Below are 16,937 nucleotides of genomic sequence, written 5' to 3'. Positions count from 1 at the left end.
AGCAGTCCGCGAGTTGAGGACGAAGGACGAACGGCTCGGGCTGCGGAACGGAACTTCGAGGTAGTTTTCAAGCTTTTAATTTTCAGGCTTGATTTTTTTGTTACTTTTTTCATCGAGGAAAAAAGTAAAGATTTCTTCAAATAAAAAATTAGTACTTACATAAACGTACTTCTTGTATCCGCTCTTATATTTTTATTAAAAAAAGTCAATAACCACACCCATTTCAAAATAAAAACTCCTTTTTTCTTTCACAACTTGTGAACCACTTGTGATATAAAATCAACCAATACCAACACTTTTGTACCATAACAATCTAAAACATAAGTTATGGCACTTGAAAGTAACAGCTCCACAAACACTACTAAAAACAGAATGTACCGCGAGCAATTAATTACAATGGAAGACTTAAACGAATTTCGAACTCTTCTTCTCAATGATTTAAAAGAAATCATACAATCCAAACCACTCCAACAGAAACAATGGCTCAAATCAAATGAAGTCCGAAAATTGCTGAATATTTCACCCGGTACTTTACAAAACCTTCGCATTAACGGCACACTGACCTATACCAAAATCGGTGGAATTATGTATTACGACCAAACAGATATCGAAAAACTTTTAAACGGAAATAAAGTAAATGCCCTCCCTACCCTTTTCAAGTAAAGTCATTGCAAGGAGCGAAGCAATCAAATTATCATTCCCCTTTCACTTTTTACCATCATCTCGAGTGCGTCATCTCGAGCGCAGTCGAGAGACACTTTTCACCACTCACTAATCACTAACAAAATGAACTACATCAAACACCTCACCGGATTTTTCAATAAAATCAATTACGAAACTAACCTAAATCCAACGCACATTTCGCTCTATTTAGCACTTTTCCAATGTTGGAACGTAAACCGATTCAAGAATCCAACAGGCATTTCTCGGGAAGAAATAATGAAAGCCAGCAAGATCAATTCAAAAGCGACCTATCATAAGTGCATGAGAGAATTAGAACTTTTGGGATTTATGGTATATAATCCAACATTCAATCCTCACTCCTCTTCTACCATAATCATGGTCAATTTCTCTGAAGAAGTAAATACAATTTCAAAAATACCACAACCAACCCATTCAAATAATGAACCCGTTCACAATTTGACCAAAACAAAAAATGAACAAGTCATTGAACAGGTAAATGAACAGGTATATATATATAATAAAAAACAAACATCTAAAAACATTTTAAACAATATAAAAATAGATATAAAAAAAAATTTAAGAAATGAACCAGTTCAAAATTTGAATCCTTTAATAATTCCACAAGAAAAAGAAATAAAAACGGAGAGCGGTCAGCAAAAAGAAAAAAGTTGCGCGAAAAAAGAAAAAGCAATTGAACTCGATTTAATTTTTGACACCACACCGCCATCACTCGAAATGATACTGGAATACTTCTCCTTCAGGCAAAGTTCACAAACGGAAGCCAATAAGTTTTTCAATTACTACTCCAGCATCGGTTGGCTCATAGGCGGAAAAACAAAAATGAAAGATTGGAAAGCTGCAGCAAGAAACTGGATGCTCAACACCGCTAAGTTTGCTGCAAATGCTCCAAAATCCGCTTACAATTCGCAACCGAAACCCATGCACCTGCACACAGCAACCCACAAAAACTATGACGAACCATTGTAAATTTTCCGCCTTTGAAATTTGAAGTCATGAAAAAAGAAGTTCCATTGTTACCCCTCCCCGTCCTAGGGATCCGGAATCGAGTGTCAAATGTTTGAAGGATGCGTAAAAAGAAAAGCTGTTTGAGGCTGAAAGCCGAGTTCTTTTCTTTTAGCATTCGAAAACCAATTTGACCGATGAGGATTCCAAGATTTGATTTTTTTGTTTCTTTTTTTATCAAGAAAAAAAGAAAATAATTAACTTAAAAACTCAGTTTATGAATCCCACCAATATATCAGATTGTTTTACTATCGAAAACAACCACAAAGTCTATGACTTCAACAAATGTCTATCTTTGATTGAATCCCAGGGAAAAGAACATTACGGTCAATCCTTTAAAATAAACATCCTCAATATCCCCACCATTTACAAATTGTTGGTTTATATGATTCAAGACGAGAAAACAGCCTTAAAACTAAAGATCGATTTATCAAAAGGCATTCTAGTATCTGGAGCAATTGGTTGCGGCAAAACGTCGCTAATGCATCTAATCCGACCTTTTGCTTATCAAAACTCCGAATACAAAATCAAAACGTGCAGGGAAGTCTCCTTCGAATTTGCAAAAAACGGTTTTGAGGCCATCAACCGCTACACACTAAAGCAAGCCAATCAATCAAAATTAACGGGCTATTGCTTTGACGACTTGGGTGCCGAACAACAAATAAAGCACTTCGGAAACGATTGCAACGTCATGGCCGAAGTACTAATCAGTCGGTACGAGCAGTTTGTCGAAAACAAATCGGTAACTCACATTACCACCAACCTTTCCGCCTCCGAAATCGAAAACAACTACGGCAACCGCCTCCGCTCCAGAATGAGAGCCATGTTTAACCTCATCACCTTCGATAAAGAAACAAAGGATAAACGATAACAATCATTTCTTGAACAAAGTAACGGCGTCACTTCGAGTAATTTTTAAGTTTTTCACTTAAAAATTGTATCGAGAAGCAACTTGAAACTTTAAACCTGAAACAAAAAATAAATGAAAAACTTCTGGAACTGGTTCCTCGACAACCACCACACCATCAAAAACCTATTAAATCATTCCCCTGAAAACCAAGAAACAATCTGTTATTGGATCAAGCAAAACCTGAAATACTACTGCAGGAAAATAGACTTCATCATTGTCTTTCCTAAAAGAACTACTGACCAATTCGAATTCATAATCACCTCAAATGGTAATCACAAATTATTCAAAAAAGTTATTGATCTGGTGGACAATGCTCCAGTTTTAAAAACATGGAAATTCACGGCCTTTATAGACTCAAAAGAAACCATAGAAAAAAGGATAAACAAACTAGACAGTCCTTTCATCATTAAGGATATCAATCTCAAAGAGGATCAGGTAAAATTCATTCCAATTAATCTAGAGCAATACAGTAAAAAGCAGACCATTCAGATCCATCTCAAAAACTATACTATCTACTGCAGCAATAAAACAATGGATAAGGCTATTTTTCATCTTTTAGAAAAGACTTCAGTAAATACGGTTTTATACGCAACGATCCATTTGGTGCAACTATCCCAATGTCACGAACAGGAAATAGTATTGATATACTTACATGAATTGCAAGAATATCTAGGTAAATTCAACCTAAAAAAAACTCAAAATACTTTAAAACAACAATTTATAACAACTAATTTATCTCGATAAACATTTGTTAAATATCACTAAAAGTGGGTATAGTTAAATCTTACAAAACATCGTTTCTTTACACAAATGGAATCAAACCAAATCAAACGTTATGGAATTTATATTAATTAAGTAATCGCTTTACGGTTATCATTATTCCTACTAATTAAATATTTGATACATTAGCTGTCGAATAATAAGGTCGCAATCAAAAAAAATAATCACTTAATGGCGTTCAACGAAGACTCCCGCGTAAAAATACCTGCCTTATTACATTTAACTCGATTGGGTTACGATTACATATCTTTGAAAAATGCTGTTTGGGATGAAAACACAAATATATTTACGGATGTTTTTATAAGCAGTATTTCTAAAATTAATCCAGGAATTGATCGGTCTGATGCAAAACGATTATTGGATGAAGTTTCATTATTGCTAGATAATGAAGATGTGGGAAAAGCTTTTTATGAACGCATTACGGAACGATCTGGAATACGATTAATTGACTTTGAGAATTTCGAGAACAATACCTTCAATGTCGTCACTGAACTCACTTGCAAAAAAGATGATGAGGAGTTCAGACCAGATATTACGCTTTTAATTAATGGAATGCCTTTGGTATTTATTGAAGTAAAAAAGCCGAACAACCAAGACGGGATTTTAGCAGAACACAAGCGCATTCAAACGCGTTTTGAGAATAAGAAATTCAGGAAATTTGTCAATATTACCCAACTGATGGTGTTTTCCAACAACATGGAATATGACAATAATTCACCAACACCAATTGAAGGTGCTTTCTATGCCACAGCATCCTATCAGAAGCCATCATTTAACTATTTTAGAGAGGAAGATACATTCGATCTAAGCGCGATACTATCTCCATTTGATGACACTGTAGTAAACGCCATTTTGAAAGACACTAATTTAGTGGGTATTAAAAATTCTCCTGAGTTTTTGACCAATAAAAATCCAGATACACCGACCAATAGAATTTGTACCTCCTTATTCCAGAAGAAACGCTTGCAATTCATGTTGCAGTACTCTATTGCTTACGTCAAAGGAACCAAAGGATTGCAAAAGCATATTATGCGTTACCCGCAGCTTTTTGCCACCAAAGCTATTGAAGCTAAACTGGAAGAAGGTGTCAAAAAAGGTATTATTTGGCATACGCAAGGAAGCGGAAAAACTGCACTCGCTTATTATAACGTTAAATACCTAACTGATTATTTCCAAAGTAAGAAGGTAATTCCAAAATTCTACTTCATCGTCGATAGATTGGACTTATTAATTCAGGCGGGCAAAGAATTTAAAAGTAGAGGTTTAGTTGTTCATAATGTGAATTCAAGAGAGGAGTTTGCAAAGGATATTAAGTCTACCAGTGTTATCCACAATAATTCAGGTAAGGCGGAGATTACCGTAGTCAACATTCAGAAGTTTCAGGATGATCCTGATGTGGTTCGCAATACTGATTACCAACTCAACATTCAACGGGTATATTTCTTAGATGAAGTACACCGTAGCTATAACCCCAAAGGTAGTTTCTTGTCCAATCTAAACGAATCTGATCCCAAAGCGATCAAAATTGGTTTAACCGGCACCCCATTATTAGGCACAGATTATAACTCCAAATCTTTATTTGGCGGATACATTCACAAATATTACTACAACTCTTCTATTGCCGATGGTTATACTTTGCGTTTAATCCGGGAAGAGATTGAAACCAATTATAAGCTTACATTAAAACAAGCCTTAGAAGAAATAGAAATTCTAAAAGGAAATGCCGACAAGAAAATTGTTTACGCACACCCTAAGTTCGTGGAGCCGATGCTCGACTATATCGTTAAGGATTTCGAAAAGGCCAGAATTTCCATGAACGACAATACGATAGGTGGCTTAGTTGTTTGTGACTCTTCGGATCAGGCTAAAATGCTATTTGAAATATTTGAATCGAAATACGCTCAAAAAGAAACACAGCATACAGACCTCGCTATGGCTGCCGAACCGTCAGAAACTTACGGTGACAAAAAGAAGTCCGAAAGCAAAGTAACTAGAGCTGCGGTAATCCTCCATGATGTGGGAACAAAACAGGATAGAAAGGATCAAGTAGAAGCATTCAAAGATGGCAAAATTGACTTTTTGTTTGTGTATAATATGTTGCTTACCGGTTTTGATGCCCCGCGCCTAAAGAAATTATACATAGGCCGTGTGATTAAAGCGCACAATCTACTGCAAACCCTAACGCGAGTAAATAGAACCTACAAGAATTTTAGATACGGTTATGTAGTTGATTTTGCTGATATTCAAAAAGAATTTGACAAAACCAATCAGGACTATTTCAATGAGTTACAATCAGAATTGGGAGATGAAATGGAGCATTACTCCAATATCTTCAAATCGCAGGAGGAAATAAACGCAGAGATCAAGGAAATAAAGGAAGTTTTGTTTCATTTTAATACGATGAATGCTGAGGTTTTCTCCCAACAAATCACGCAGATCAACGACCGTAGTGAAATGCTAAAAATCACCCGAGTGTTGAACAATGCAAAGAGTTTGTATAACCTCATCCGACTATCTGGAAATTTTGAGCTGTTAGAAAAGTTAGATTTTCATAAGCTGACTGTTTTATCTCGGGATGCTAATAATCGTTTGGCGCTCATTAATGCAAAAGAAGCCTTAGAAAGTAATATTGACACCTCTAATCTTTTGAATATTGCCTTAGAAGACGTTATTTTTGCTTTCGTCAAAGTGAAAGAGGAAGAAATGGTTTTGGCAGACCAACTCAAAAATATCCTCCAAAAAACTAGAGAAGCCTTAGGTGGAAATTTTGATCAAAAAGCGCCTGAATTCATATCCTTGAAGGAAGAACTGGAACGCTTGTTCAAAAAGAAAAATTTGAATGAAGTAACCAAAGGCGAAATGGAAAGCAATATCGCAGACCTGGAGAAGATTTATGCGAAAGCAAAGGAACTGGAACGAAAAAACCAATTGCTAAGAGCCAAATACGATAACGACGAAAAATATACCCGCTTGCACAAACGCCTAATGGAGAAAGATCCTTTGACAGATAGTGAAAGTAAATTGTTTGAAGCCTTGCAGGGATTGAAAAAAGAAGTAGACGCCCAAATTATCCAGAACTCTAAAATGCTTGAAAACGAAAGTTTTGTAGAACGAATGGTGATGCGATTAGTGATCGACCAATTCAAAAATAAGCAACAGATTGCACTAGATGCCGAAACGACCAAGCGCATCAACGGAATGATCGTAAAAGAATACATGAATGAATTTCACGGCAGAGTTGCCTAATTATAAACACATAGCATACTAATGACCACTACAGCACAGTTTGAAAAACAAACCAAAAACCTCATAGACGATTTAAAAAGCGTTTGTGCTAATTACGGTTTGGGAAATGACGGAAACGAATTTAAGATTATCACCCAAGTATTTTTATATAAATTCCTGAACGATAAATTTGTTCACGAAGTAAAACAACTCGATGACAAAATAGCAAAAGCTGACAATTGGGAAGCCGTATTGAAGGAATACAACGAGAACGACTACGAAATGCTAATGATGCAAATGAGCGAAAGTACCGCCCGCTTGCAGCCCAAACATTTTATTTCTAGTTTGTTCGAAAGACAAAATGAAGCCAACTTCTCGGATATATTTGACAACACCCTACTGGATATAGCCAAAGAAAACAGCGATTTATTCTCTGTAATTACTGAAGGTGGTGAGAAAATAGTCTTGTTCGAAAACATCAGTAAATATGTGACAGACAAAAGAGACGATTTTTGCAAAGCCATTATCAACAAGCTGATTAATTTTAGTTTTGAGAATATCTTTCACGAAAAGTTCGATTTTTATGCTACGATTTTCGAATATTTAATTAGTGATTACAATACGAATAGTGGTGGAAAATATGCCGAATATTTCACTCCACATGCCGTAGCTAAAATCATGGCACGTTGTTTAGTAGATAGCGAAGTAAGTAATGTAACTTGTTATGACCCGAGTGCGGGATCAGGAACCCTGTTGATGAACTTGGCACACGAGATAGGAGAAGACAAATGCACCGTCTATTCACAGGATATTTCGCAAAAGTCCTCCAATTTGTTGCGACTGAATTTAATCCTGAACGATCTCGTACACTCAATACCAAATATTGTAAAAGGAAACACCATTCTTGAACCCTATCACAAAGATAAAAACGGACGTTTGCAGCAGTTTGATTACATCGTGAGTAATCCTCCGTTTAAATTAGATTTCTCTGATTACGTGGCTGATTTAGACAGCAAAGAAAACAACGAACGCTTTTTTGCAGGAATGCCTAATATCCCCAAAGCCAAGAAGGACGGTATGGCTATTTACCCTTTATTTATACAGCACATTATGCACTCGCTGACATCCAAGGGAAAAGCGGCTATTGTAGTGCCTACTGGATTCATCACCGCACAAAGCGGAATTGAACGCAAAATACGCGAGCAAATGGTGGAGCGCAAAATGTTGTGTGGTGTGGTGAGTATGCCCTCTAATATTTTTGCTACCACGGGAACCAACGTTTCTATATTGTTTCTAGACAAAGAAAACACCAAAGGCGATATTGTGTTGATGGATGCCTCTAAACTGGGTACTACCGTAAAAGAAGGCAAGAACCAAAAAACATTATTGTCTCCCGAAGAAGAAGATAGCATTATTGACACCTTTAATAAGCACGAAGCCAAAGACGATTTCTCGGTTGTGGTTTCTTATGACGATATCAAAGCCAAAAACTACTCTTTGAGTGCAGGACAATACTTTGAAGTGAAAATTGAATATACCGATATTTCTCCAGCGGAATTTGAGGATAAAATGAAAAGTTTTGAAAACAGTTTAAGCACGCTTTTCAGCGAAAGTAAAACCTTGGAAATGGAAATTCACAATAATATGAAAGGCTTGAGATATGAGTAAAGTAATGACTTTAATGAATGAGTTAATAGAATTAATTTCTATGGGACCTTTTGGTTCTGATATTAAAGTGGATAATTTTATCAGTGATGGAGTACCTGTTTTAAATGGATCAAATGTTTCAAGTATAAAATTAATTGAAACATCATTTAAATATGTGTCTCCAGAAAAAGCTAAAGCACTTAAAAAAGCAAATGCTAAACGAGGAGATATTGTTATAACTCATCGAGGAACTGTTGGACAAATTAGCTACATTCCTGAAGATTCCATGTATGATAATTATGTGATTTCGCAAAGTCAATTTCGAGTTTCATTAAAAAGAGATTTAGTTGATCCTATATATTTTACATATTATTTTCATACTGATGAAGGACAAAAAAGGTTACTATCTTTCAAAAGTCATGTTGGAGTACCAGCATTGGCTCAAGCAACAACAAATTTCCGTTTATTAGAATTTCCACTAATTCCTTTAATTGAACAAAAAAAAATCGCCAAAGTCCTTTCTGATTTAGATTCCAAAATAGAACTCAACATCCGCATCAATAGCGAGCTGGAAGCCATGGCAAAAATGTTGTATGATTACTGGTTTGTTCAGTTTGATTTTCCTGACGCCAATGGAAAACCATATAAAACAGCTGGAGGAAAAATGGTTTGGAATGCAGAGCTGAAAAGGGAGATTCCTGAGGGTTGGGAAGTGAAATTATATGCTGAATGGATAAATAATGATAAAAGCGGAGATTGGGGAAAAGAACAACCTGAGGGTAATTATACTGAAAAAGTATACTGTATCCGTGGTGCCGACATCAATGGTTTAAATGGTACGGGACAATTAAAATCACCTGAACGATATATCCTTGAAAAAAACTTACACAAAACCCTTGATCCAGCAGATTTAGTAGTAGAAATTTCTGGTGGTAGTCCAACACAATCAACTGGAAGATTAGCATTTATTACAGAGGGGACATTGACTCGTTTTGACGCTCCAATTATTTGTTCGAATTTCTGCAAAGCAGTTACTTTAAAAAACAAAAAGCTTTTATATAACTTCGTTTATCACTGGAAAAGCATCTATGATGCAGGAGTTTTATTTGGTTATGAGGGTAAAACAAGTGGAATCAAAAATCTATTGTTTGACAGTTTTGTGTGTTCTCATTTTACGGTTGTTCCAGAAGAATCCATTGCAAATAAATTCTATGATTTCATGGAACCAATTCAAACTCAAAAACAGAAGAATCTAAAAGAAAACCAAGAACTCGCATCGCTTCGTGATTGGTTGTTACCTATGTTGATGAATGGTCAGGTAAGTGTGGGTGATGTTGAGGAGGAGCTAGGAATGGTTGCGGAGGGAAGAGAAGAATATAAAAAAGAATAGTTATGGAGAGTTTTAGTGATAATGAAATTATGGGAGGTTTTTCAAAAGAAGAAATATTATATACATATCGTAAAGTTAAAAGAGAGCTTTACAATGAAAAAGAACATGTTTTATTAGAAGATATTGTAACTTTTGAAGAAAATTTATTTGAAAATATAGATTTCCTCTTTGATTTATTAAATAGTAAAACAGATGATTTATTAAATAGTTTTTTGAATGATAACGAAAACATTGGCAGCCCAAATTTTATTTTTAAAAGCGTAAAGTTTAAAGATTCAAAAAAGTTTAAGGTAAAGAGATCTATTGAAAACTTTAAAAGAGATCTTTTTGAATTTGAAGATGAAAAAAGTATAGATTTTAGATTTATCAGTCATGTTTCAATTTTTTTTCAAATAATTGGAGGTTTATGGATTAATAGAATTGGCTACAAACTAGATAAAATATTTCCAGATAATGTATATGGTTGTAGATTAAAAAATTATGCTGAGGAACTAAATGATTTACCTTACTACAAACAGAATCATTCATTATACAAACCCTATTTTAATGATTATAGAAAATGGCAAAATGATTTATTTGATAAAATTGAATTTTTAGAAAATAAAGACATAGTTGTTATTACTTCTGATTTAAAAAAATACTATCATTCTATTGAAATTACTTACTTAAAAAACAAAGTTGATAATCTAATTAAACAACACATAGACGATTTTACAACACACGATAAATTCATAAACGAATTAGTGTTTAATATGATTAATAAGTTCAATGAGGTTAATAATCCAGCTTATAATGATTTTTTTGAAAGTCAAAATATTGATTTTAAAAAATTTGGATTACCATTGACTCTGAATGTATCCAGAGTTTTGGCAAATATTTATTTATTAGATTTTGACAAAGACGTAATACAAAATGTGAAACCAATTTATTATGGCCGTTATGTTGATGATTTAATAATTGCAGTTGAATATAATAGTGAAAAGGATAATCTTGAATTTTCAAAAATATTAAGTTCATTAAAAAAATTTAAAATTGCAAACGGTACAGAACTTAGAGATTTAAAGGATAAAAAGTTTAAACTTCAGTTTAATTCAGACAAAGAAAATATTTTTCTTTTCAATAATAATAAAGATAAGGTTGAGCTAAATCACATTAGAAAATCTATTAATAAAAGTTCTAGTGAATGGAAGTTATTACCTGATACTTCCGAGTATGATAAAAATAGTGATTTAGATTTGTTTCAAAGTATCAATAAAGATTGTGAAGAAGTAAATAGTTTAAGAAAGTCAGGTGGTCTTATTTTAAAAAGAAATAAATTCATAAAAGAAATTCTAAGTTTTGAAAATGATATTAAGAGCTATGATGAATCTGTTTGGCAAAACAGACTCAATAACTTTCTAAATATAACTTTTGATTTTATTTATGATATAAAAAATTTTATTGACCTTAATAAATATGTACCAAGATTGTTTGGATTATTAATACATAGTAAAAATGATGATATTATTAAAAAATATTTTGATGAATTAGTTGATGTTTTATTTTTATTAGAATACTTAACAGGTAACATTGACAATCCAAACGATAGAAAAAAATTCTTAAAAACAAAAGAGTTTATTTATAAAAAAATATATGAAAATTTAATTTGTTCTAACTCACTTAATAAAGTAAACTGTTTGTATGCTTTGCAGTTATTGGATGTTAATATTGAAGAGTCTAATGATTTTTTAAATAATGTAATTAGGTATTTCAATACAGATTTACATAGCATACCATATAAAAACTGTTATTTCAAGTACCAAGAGTATGCTGATTACATTGTCAGTAGTTTAGAAGTTAATGAGGTTAATCATTTATCAGACTTATTTTTCAATCAAGAACTAAAAGAGTTTATTGGAGACAATATTCATTCAAATAAATGTGATTGTAAAGAAGAGGATTGTTTTGATTTTTGTTACAAAATTTTTGAAGCTACTGGATTTTATTTTTATACTCGAAGAATTTCATTATTAGAATTATCAGTTGCTTTTAAAAATAAAGTAATAACTGATCAAGTTATTTTTTCAAAACTGGCGAAACAATATTATCACAAGTTTAATATTAATGTTGAATCAAAAGCTAGTAATCATGAATATATTAATTTCGTTGAATCGAAAAGTGACAATAATCCAAAAGTTTGTAATACTCATTTTCTAACTAAAGATGAATCTTTTGTTGCAATGGTTCGTCAACTTGTTGAACCAGATAAAAATAGATTTGATAGACTCAAAAGAATTGTTAATGATTTAATTCGTAACAGTAAGGATATTGATTATGCAGTTTTTCACGAATTAGCTCTCCCCAGACATTTGTATGTTCAAATTGCGGAAAAGTTAGCTTTTGTAGGTATAAATTTAATTGCGGGACTTGAATATAAAATTGACAGAAGTAAAGATGAAGCTGATAATCAATTGATTTATGTACTGAATACAGGGAATAAAACAAATGGAAGTGTAGCACTTTATCAATCAAAAATTATTGGAGCAGTTCACGAAAGTAGTGAAATTTTTAATCGTTCAAATCTGAAAATTTACCCAAAATTCAAAGAAAAACTAATTATAAAACATAATGATTTTGTCTTTAGTGGTTTAATTTGTAATGACTTGTTGGATATAAATAATAGATGTAATTTGAGAGGAGAAATAGATACATTATTTGTAATTGCTTGGAATCCAGATATAGAAACGTATCAACATTTGGTGAAATCTGCAACTTTAGATATTCATTGTTATGTATCATTATGTAATAACAAAAAATATGGGGACACTAGAATAAGAGCACCATATAAGGACGAATGGATGAGAGATATGCAAAAAATACATGGAGGCGAACTCGATAATTTTATGATTTCAAAATTACCCATCAATGAACTAAGAGACTATCAATCTAATAACGTACCTCCCGGAAAGCCTTTCAAACCTTTTCCAACAGGATTTAAAATTTCCGATCAGAGAAAGTTAAAATAAATAATTTAAATATTGAGATACAATTAAACTACATTGAAGGATGAATAATACAATTGAAAAACTTTTAACAAAAATCAATTCTCAAGGTCTCGATTACAAAAATTTTAAAGTTTTGATTAATGAAATTGAAATCTCAAATGTGGATATTTCTAAAGATGATTTATTAGATTTAGTAGTTAATGACCGTCGTATTCATTTGCATACCACCTCTAATCAAATAGGTAAACTTATAGCTGAAATAGCTAATGAAAAAGAGAGTAAAAATGCTCTTGATATTTGTTGTGGTACGGGTAATTTATTATACTACTTGCAAAATCAAATTGAAGATTTAAGTGGAATTGAAATAGATGAAAATGTAGCCGCTTTAACTAATTATATAATTGATGGTGTTAATGTAATTACAGCCGATAGTTTTCAGTATTCTTTTTCAAAAAAATATGACTTAGTAGTTGGTAATTTACCATGGGGAATGCCAATAGTTTATCAATGTAAAACTTTAAAATCAGAAGAAGCATTTATTAGAAAAGCTTTTGAATTGGTTAATGATACAGGAGATCTTATTTTTATAGTTCCTGTTACTATTTTAAACAGTGCTATGTATCAGTCTTTCAGAGAAGAATATGGTATGTATCTAAATTTGGTAATTGAATTACCTAATAACATTGTGCCATTTTCAGGATTGAAATCAGCTTTAATTAGATTCTCCAAGAACAAAAAAGAAACAATTAGTTTAGGCAAAATAGATAGTTTTCAAATTCCAAAATCCTATCAAGAATACATAATAAAAGAAATTTCAAATTCTACTATTGGCGATCGCTGGGATGTTGATTATTACATCAATCAAGATAAGGAAATATATAAAGAATTAGAGGGCTTTACAACCAAATCACTAAAAGATATAGCTGAGATAGTTAAAGGAGTTTATTTAAAATCTGATCAGCATCCATCAAAAGAAAATTATATTTATTTATCTCCTGTTCATATAAAAGACGGAAAATTAAATGTTGAAAATGCAAGAAAATTTATTGATAAAAGCAATATTTCAGATAGTCAAAACAGATATATTTTAAAAGCTGGTGACATAGTCATAAGCACAATTTTCAATGATTTGAAAATGTATGTTTATAGAGAAAATGATCCTCCAGCTATAGCTTCCAATAATTTAGCCATAATTCGTTCCAATAATGATGACTATATTGTGAGTTACTTGAAAACAGAGGAAGGCAAGCGTATTTTTTCTGAGCAAGCAAAGGATTTGACAACAGGGAATATTATTCCACATATCAATATCAAAGACATTCAAAGCATTAGGATACCTATTTTACCTTTATCTGATTTAAATTCAATTGGTAATATAGCTATTGAAAACGCAAGTTCTGAAGAATTACTATTATTGGAAAAAATTGTAAAAAGCTATAAAAATCAAATAGACGAATTAAAAAGTGAAAATGAATCTTTAAAAATTAATAAAAGTTTCATAAACGATCGTTTTGATAGAATTGAAAAACAATTGGAAATTGTAAATACAAAACTAGATTCATTGTTACTATTGATACAAGATTTGTCCAAAGAATTTCAGGATATAAAATCAAGTGGTTCTTCACCAGAAGATAAATTAAGTTTACTATGCAGTGAATTGGATTCTAAAATTGAAATTCTCCTTGAGAATAACATAGACCAAATTAAAAAGTTTGAAATTATGTTATCTAAATGGTTTGCTTTTGAATGGGATAAATTAGAGAATCTCAGCAAATCGTACTTGCCAACAGCAGAACTACTATTTAGTCAACTTTCAAAATTAGACAATGCTGATTTATCACCATTTATCATTCAATATTGCCGAGCCTTAGAAAATGAACTTTTACAAAAGGTGTTTCGTTCTTACATCTATTCATTGAAAGAAAGAAATTTAAATATTGAAATTGCATTTGCTTGGGACTTTGGTAAAAAAGAAAGCGGAAATCTAAACAGTGATAACACTTATAAAATAGTCAAACACTTAAAAAACTGTTTGAGAAACGAGCCTGATAAGTGGTTTTTTGAATTGGGCTCTATGGAAACCTATTTGCGCTATTTGAATGGTGAAACTGTAAATAAAAGCCCTGTTTTACAAGATATCAAGAAATTTGTTCTTAACTATTTTGAAAACAACATCTTAGATTTACAATTCTTGGATGAATTGAAAAGAATAAAAAATGATTACAGAAACAAGGCTGCACATCCAAATAAAATAAATGTTGAAGAAGCCCAAAAAGGACAGATGGAAATTAGAACATTGATTAAATCATTTCTAGAATATTATAAATAAAAAAAAGAAAATGACATTTAGCGAATTTTTAAAAACAATTACAAAAGGGGAAGTAACTACTTGGTGGAATACAATAGCCCCAAACGAAGCACCTGAAAAAGCTGAAGAAGACAATTGGAAATACAAGCTAACCAAAAATGGAAAAACCCTTCCTTTTAAATATACAGTAAAAGAATTGGCTAAATATGCCAACATTGATTTTAAAGATTTTCCTTCTAATGTAGCTAACAGAAATGCATTTTGTGACGCTTTAGATTTTTCAATTGTAGAAGATTTGGTTTACGATAATACAGAAGCACAATCGTTTATTAGTTTTCATAAAAGTCTAAAACAAACTAGCGCTACTTTGCAAGAGGCTGCAAATTATTTAAATAGTATAATTACCAATAATCAAATCAATCCATACACAATTAGAATGGCATTGAGAGAAGCAAAAAAGCAAGCAATGCTTATTATTGGAATGAGAGCAGTTTTTGCTTTTAGAGAAGAGAATGGAAAATCCAGAATTGCAATGGTTTTGGATAAAGAAATCTATGAGAATAATAAAAGTAAATTAGATGTCAAACTGGAAGAAACATTTAACGGTAAACCTGAAGGCAAAGTTTTAATATCCTTTGAAATAAATGATTGGAATGAGATTCCTCAAGAGATTTTAAAGAATCATACCCAAGAGCTTCTATTGCAATACAACACAATCAAAGATACTAAAAGAGCCACATGGAATACTGAATCAAATACCACTAATAGTGTATTAAAATATTTGATTTTTAAAGGTGAAAATATAGAGAAATGGGTTAAAAATAACGCTGTTACACCTATTCGTTATTCAAAGGAATATTTTAAAGAGAAAGAATTTGTTTTATTGCACGAAACAAATGGTAAATTATGTAATAGGTCTATTCCAGAATTTGACAAGGCCTACATTGCTTTAAAAGAAGCCTATAATAAAGTGGAATACTGGACTAAACAAGTTCAACAAATCATTCTTCCACATGGGCTCATTAAAATCAATAAAAGACCTACAAATCAAGTGAATAATTTTGATGGCTATTTATGGTCTAAATTATATCCTACATCAAAAGATTTAGAAGAGGAATGGCTTGCTTTTACTTTAGGCTTAGATAAGAATTTCAACTACATTGTTAAAATTGATACTGTTGGTTTAAAAAATGGCGACAAATTAGACTACTATGTTAATAAGCGCGGAGACTTTCATAATTCCCCTCTAGTCAAAATCATAAAATATGAGGACAACAAAGTTCAAGATTGGCAAGGATTAATTGATTTTACAGTTGGTTCAATAACTGATTTAATGAATGACTACAACTTTATCAAAAAACATTTTTCAATAAATGATATAAAAAATGACATGTCAAATATGAATATTAACTGTAGTTTAAACCAAATCCTTTACGGACCTCCTGGCACTGGCAAAACCTACAATACCGTTTTAGAAGCTGCCAAAATTGTTACTGGTAATGAAAATATAAGCTATAGTGAGGCTTTACAAGTATTTAATAAAAATTTAAACAATCAAATAGAATTCATAACCTTTCATCAAAACTACAGCTATGAAGATTTCATTCAAGGAATACGCCCTGATACTGAAAACGGAAAAGAACTTAGTTTTGAAAAGAAAGACGGTGTTTTTAAAAGAATTGCTGATCGAGCATTGGAGAATATAAACTCATCAAAAAAGCAACCTGAAGAACTAATAAACGAAGCGCTATTTGATAGAGCATTAGAAGAGTTTAAAGAAAGTGTTTTAGACTCTGAAGATAATTTCAAAATCAATGAAACAGCGTACATTTTTGAAACTGAAAAAGATGCGTTTCGTTATACAGTGCAAATTCCAATGATATTGACCACCCAATTCCAATTTAAAGTAACCACCTGATTCCAATTCAAAATGACCACCTAATTCCGGAGCAAACTGACCACCTCCATTTTCAATAAAAACTACTT

The 16,937-nt window shown here is 32.1% G+C and carries 10 protein-coding genes; all 10 read left to right on the top strand.

All coding sequences use genetic code 11. The annotated features are described in order from the left end of the window. The first annotated feature begins 327 nt into the window (after positions 1–327). The 10 genes from QO182_RS18940 (at position 328) to QO182_RS18895 (ending at position 16,869) form a co-directional block, all read left to right on the top strand. Entirely contained in the window at positions 328–663 is a 336-nt protein-coding gene (locus QO182_RS18940) for a helix-turn-helix domain-containing protein (RefSeq protein ID WP_371563545.1), read from the top strand. Positions 664–786: 123 nt separating this feature from the next. After that, positions 787–1,671: a transcriptional regulator gene (locus QO182_RS18935; protein ID WP_371563543.1), complete on the top strand. Its 885-nt coding sequence runs from the start codon at positions 787–789 to the stop codon at positions 1,669–1,671. Positions 1,672–1,924: 253 nt separating this feature from the next. After that, positions 1,925–2,578, top strand: coding sequence for an ATPase (locus tag QO182_RS18930; RefSeq protein WP_371563541.1), 654 nt, complete (start codon positions 1,925–1,927; stop codon positions 2,576–2,578). Between the two features lie 111 nt (positions 2,579–2,689). Continuing rightward, positions 2,690–3,361 carry a hypothetical protein gene (locus QO182_RS18925; protein WP_371563539.1) on the top strand — a complete coding sequence of 224 codons (672 nt, stop codon included), beginning with the start codon at positions 2,690–2,692 and terminating at the stop codon, positions 3,359–3,361. Positions 3,362–3,568: 207 nt separating this feature from the next. Next, positions 3,569–6,643 carry a type I restriction endonuclease subunit R gene (locus QO182_RS18920; protein ID WP_371563536.1) on the top strand — a complete coding sequence of 1,025 codons (3,075 nt, stop codon included), beginning with the start codon at positions 3,569–3,571 and terminating at the stop codon, positions 6,641–6,643. A gap of 21 nt (positions 6,644–6,664) precedes the next feature. Next, positions 6,665–8,290 (top strand): class I SAM-dependent DNA methyltransferase, encoded by a 1,626-nt coding sequence (locus QO182_RS18915; protein WP_371563533.1) that lies wholly within the window; start codon positions 6,665–6,667, stop codon positions 8,288–8,290. Beyond that, the gene (locus QO182_RS18910) at positions 8,283–9,659 is read left to right on the top strand and encodes a restriction endonuclease subunit S (protein ID WP_371563530.1); all 1,377 of its coding nucleotides are present in this window, start codon (positions 8,283–8,285) and stop codon (positions 9,657–9,659) included. Before QO182_RS18915 ends, QO182_RS18910 begins: the two co-directional genes overlap by 8 nt. Before the next feature lie 2 nt (positions 9,660–9,661). Next, positions 9,662–12,664 (top strand): hypothetical protein, encoded by a 3,003-nt coding sequence (locus QO182_RS18905; protein ID WP_371563527.1) that lies wholly within the window; start codon positions 9,662–9,664, stop codon positions 12,662–12,664. A 40-nt stretch (positions 12,665–12,704) separates the two neighbouring features. Beyond that, complete coding sequence (locus tag QO182_RS18900) at positions 12,705–14,972, top strand: N-6 DNA methylase (protein ID WP_371563524.1); 2,268 nt, start codon at positions 12,705–12,707, stop codon at positions 14,970–14,972. Positions 14,973–14,982: 10 nt separating this feature from the next. Continuing rightward, positions 14,983–16,869, top strand: coding sequence for a hypothetical protein (locus QO182_RS18895; RefSeq protein ID WP_371563522.1), 1,887 nt, complete (start codon positions 14,983–14,985; stop codon positions 16,867–16,869). The last annotated feature ends 68 nt before the right edge of the window (positions 16,870–16,937 follow it).

It is taken from the genome of Flavobacterium sp. Arc2, from assembly GCF_041431385.1.
GTDB lineage: Bacteria > Bacteroidota > Bacteroidia > Flavobacteriales > Flavobacteriaceae > Flavobacterium.
Note: the sequence above shows the minus strand (reverse complement) of the source record. Positions and strands in the feature narration are given on the sequence as shown.

What these genes read in the sequence shown, in the direction of transcription:
- QO182_RS18925 (WP_371563539.1), top strand. Translation starts at nt 2,690, where the DNA reads ATGAAAAACTTCTGGAACTGGTTCCTCGACAACCACCACACCATCAAA.
- QO182_RS18905 (WP_371563527.1), top strand. Translation starts at nt 9,662, where the DNA reads ATGGAGAGTTTTAGTGATAATGAAATTATGGGAGGTTTTTCAAAAGAA.
- QO182_RS18895 (WP_371563522.1), top strand. Translation starts at nt 14,983, where the DNA reads ATGACATTTAGCGAATTTTTAAAAACAATTACAAAAGGGGAAGTAACT.
- QO182_RS18910 (WP_371563530.1), top strand. Translation starts at nt 8,283, where the DNA reads ATGAGTAAAGTAATGACTTTAATGAATGAGTTAATAGAATTAATTTCT.
- QO182_RS18930 (WP_371563541.1), top strand. Translation starts at nt 1,925, where the DNA reads ATGAATCCCACCAATATATCAGATTGTTTTACTATCGAAAACAACCAC.
- QO182_RS18935 (WP_371563543.1), top strand. Translation starts at nt 787, where the DNA reads ATGAACTACATCAAACACCTCACCGGATTTTTCAATAAAATCAATTAC.
- QO182_RS18920 (WP_371563536.1), top strand. Translation starts at nt 3,569, where the DNA reads ATGGCGTTCAACGAAGACTCCCGCGTAAAAATACCTGCCTTATTACAT.
- QO182_RS18940 (WP_371563545.1), top strand. Translation starts at nt 328, where the DNA reads ATGGCACTTGAAAGTAACAGCTCCACAAACACTACTAAAAACAGAATG.
- QO182_RS18900 (WP_371563524.1), top strand. Translation starts at nt 12,705, where the DNA reads ATGAATAATACAATTGAAAAACTTTTAACAAAAATCAATTCTCAAGGT.
- QO182_RS18915 (WP_371563533.1), top strand. Translation starts at nt 6,665, where the DNA reads ATGACCACTACAGCACAGTTTGAAAAACAAACCAAAAACCTCATAGAC.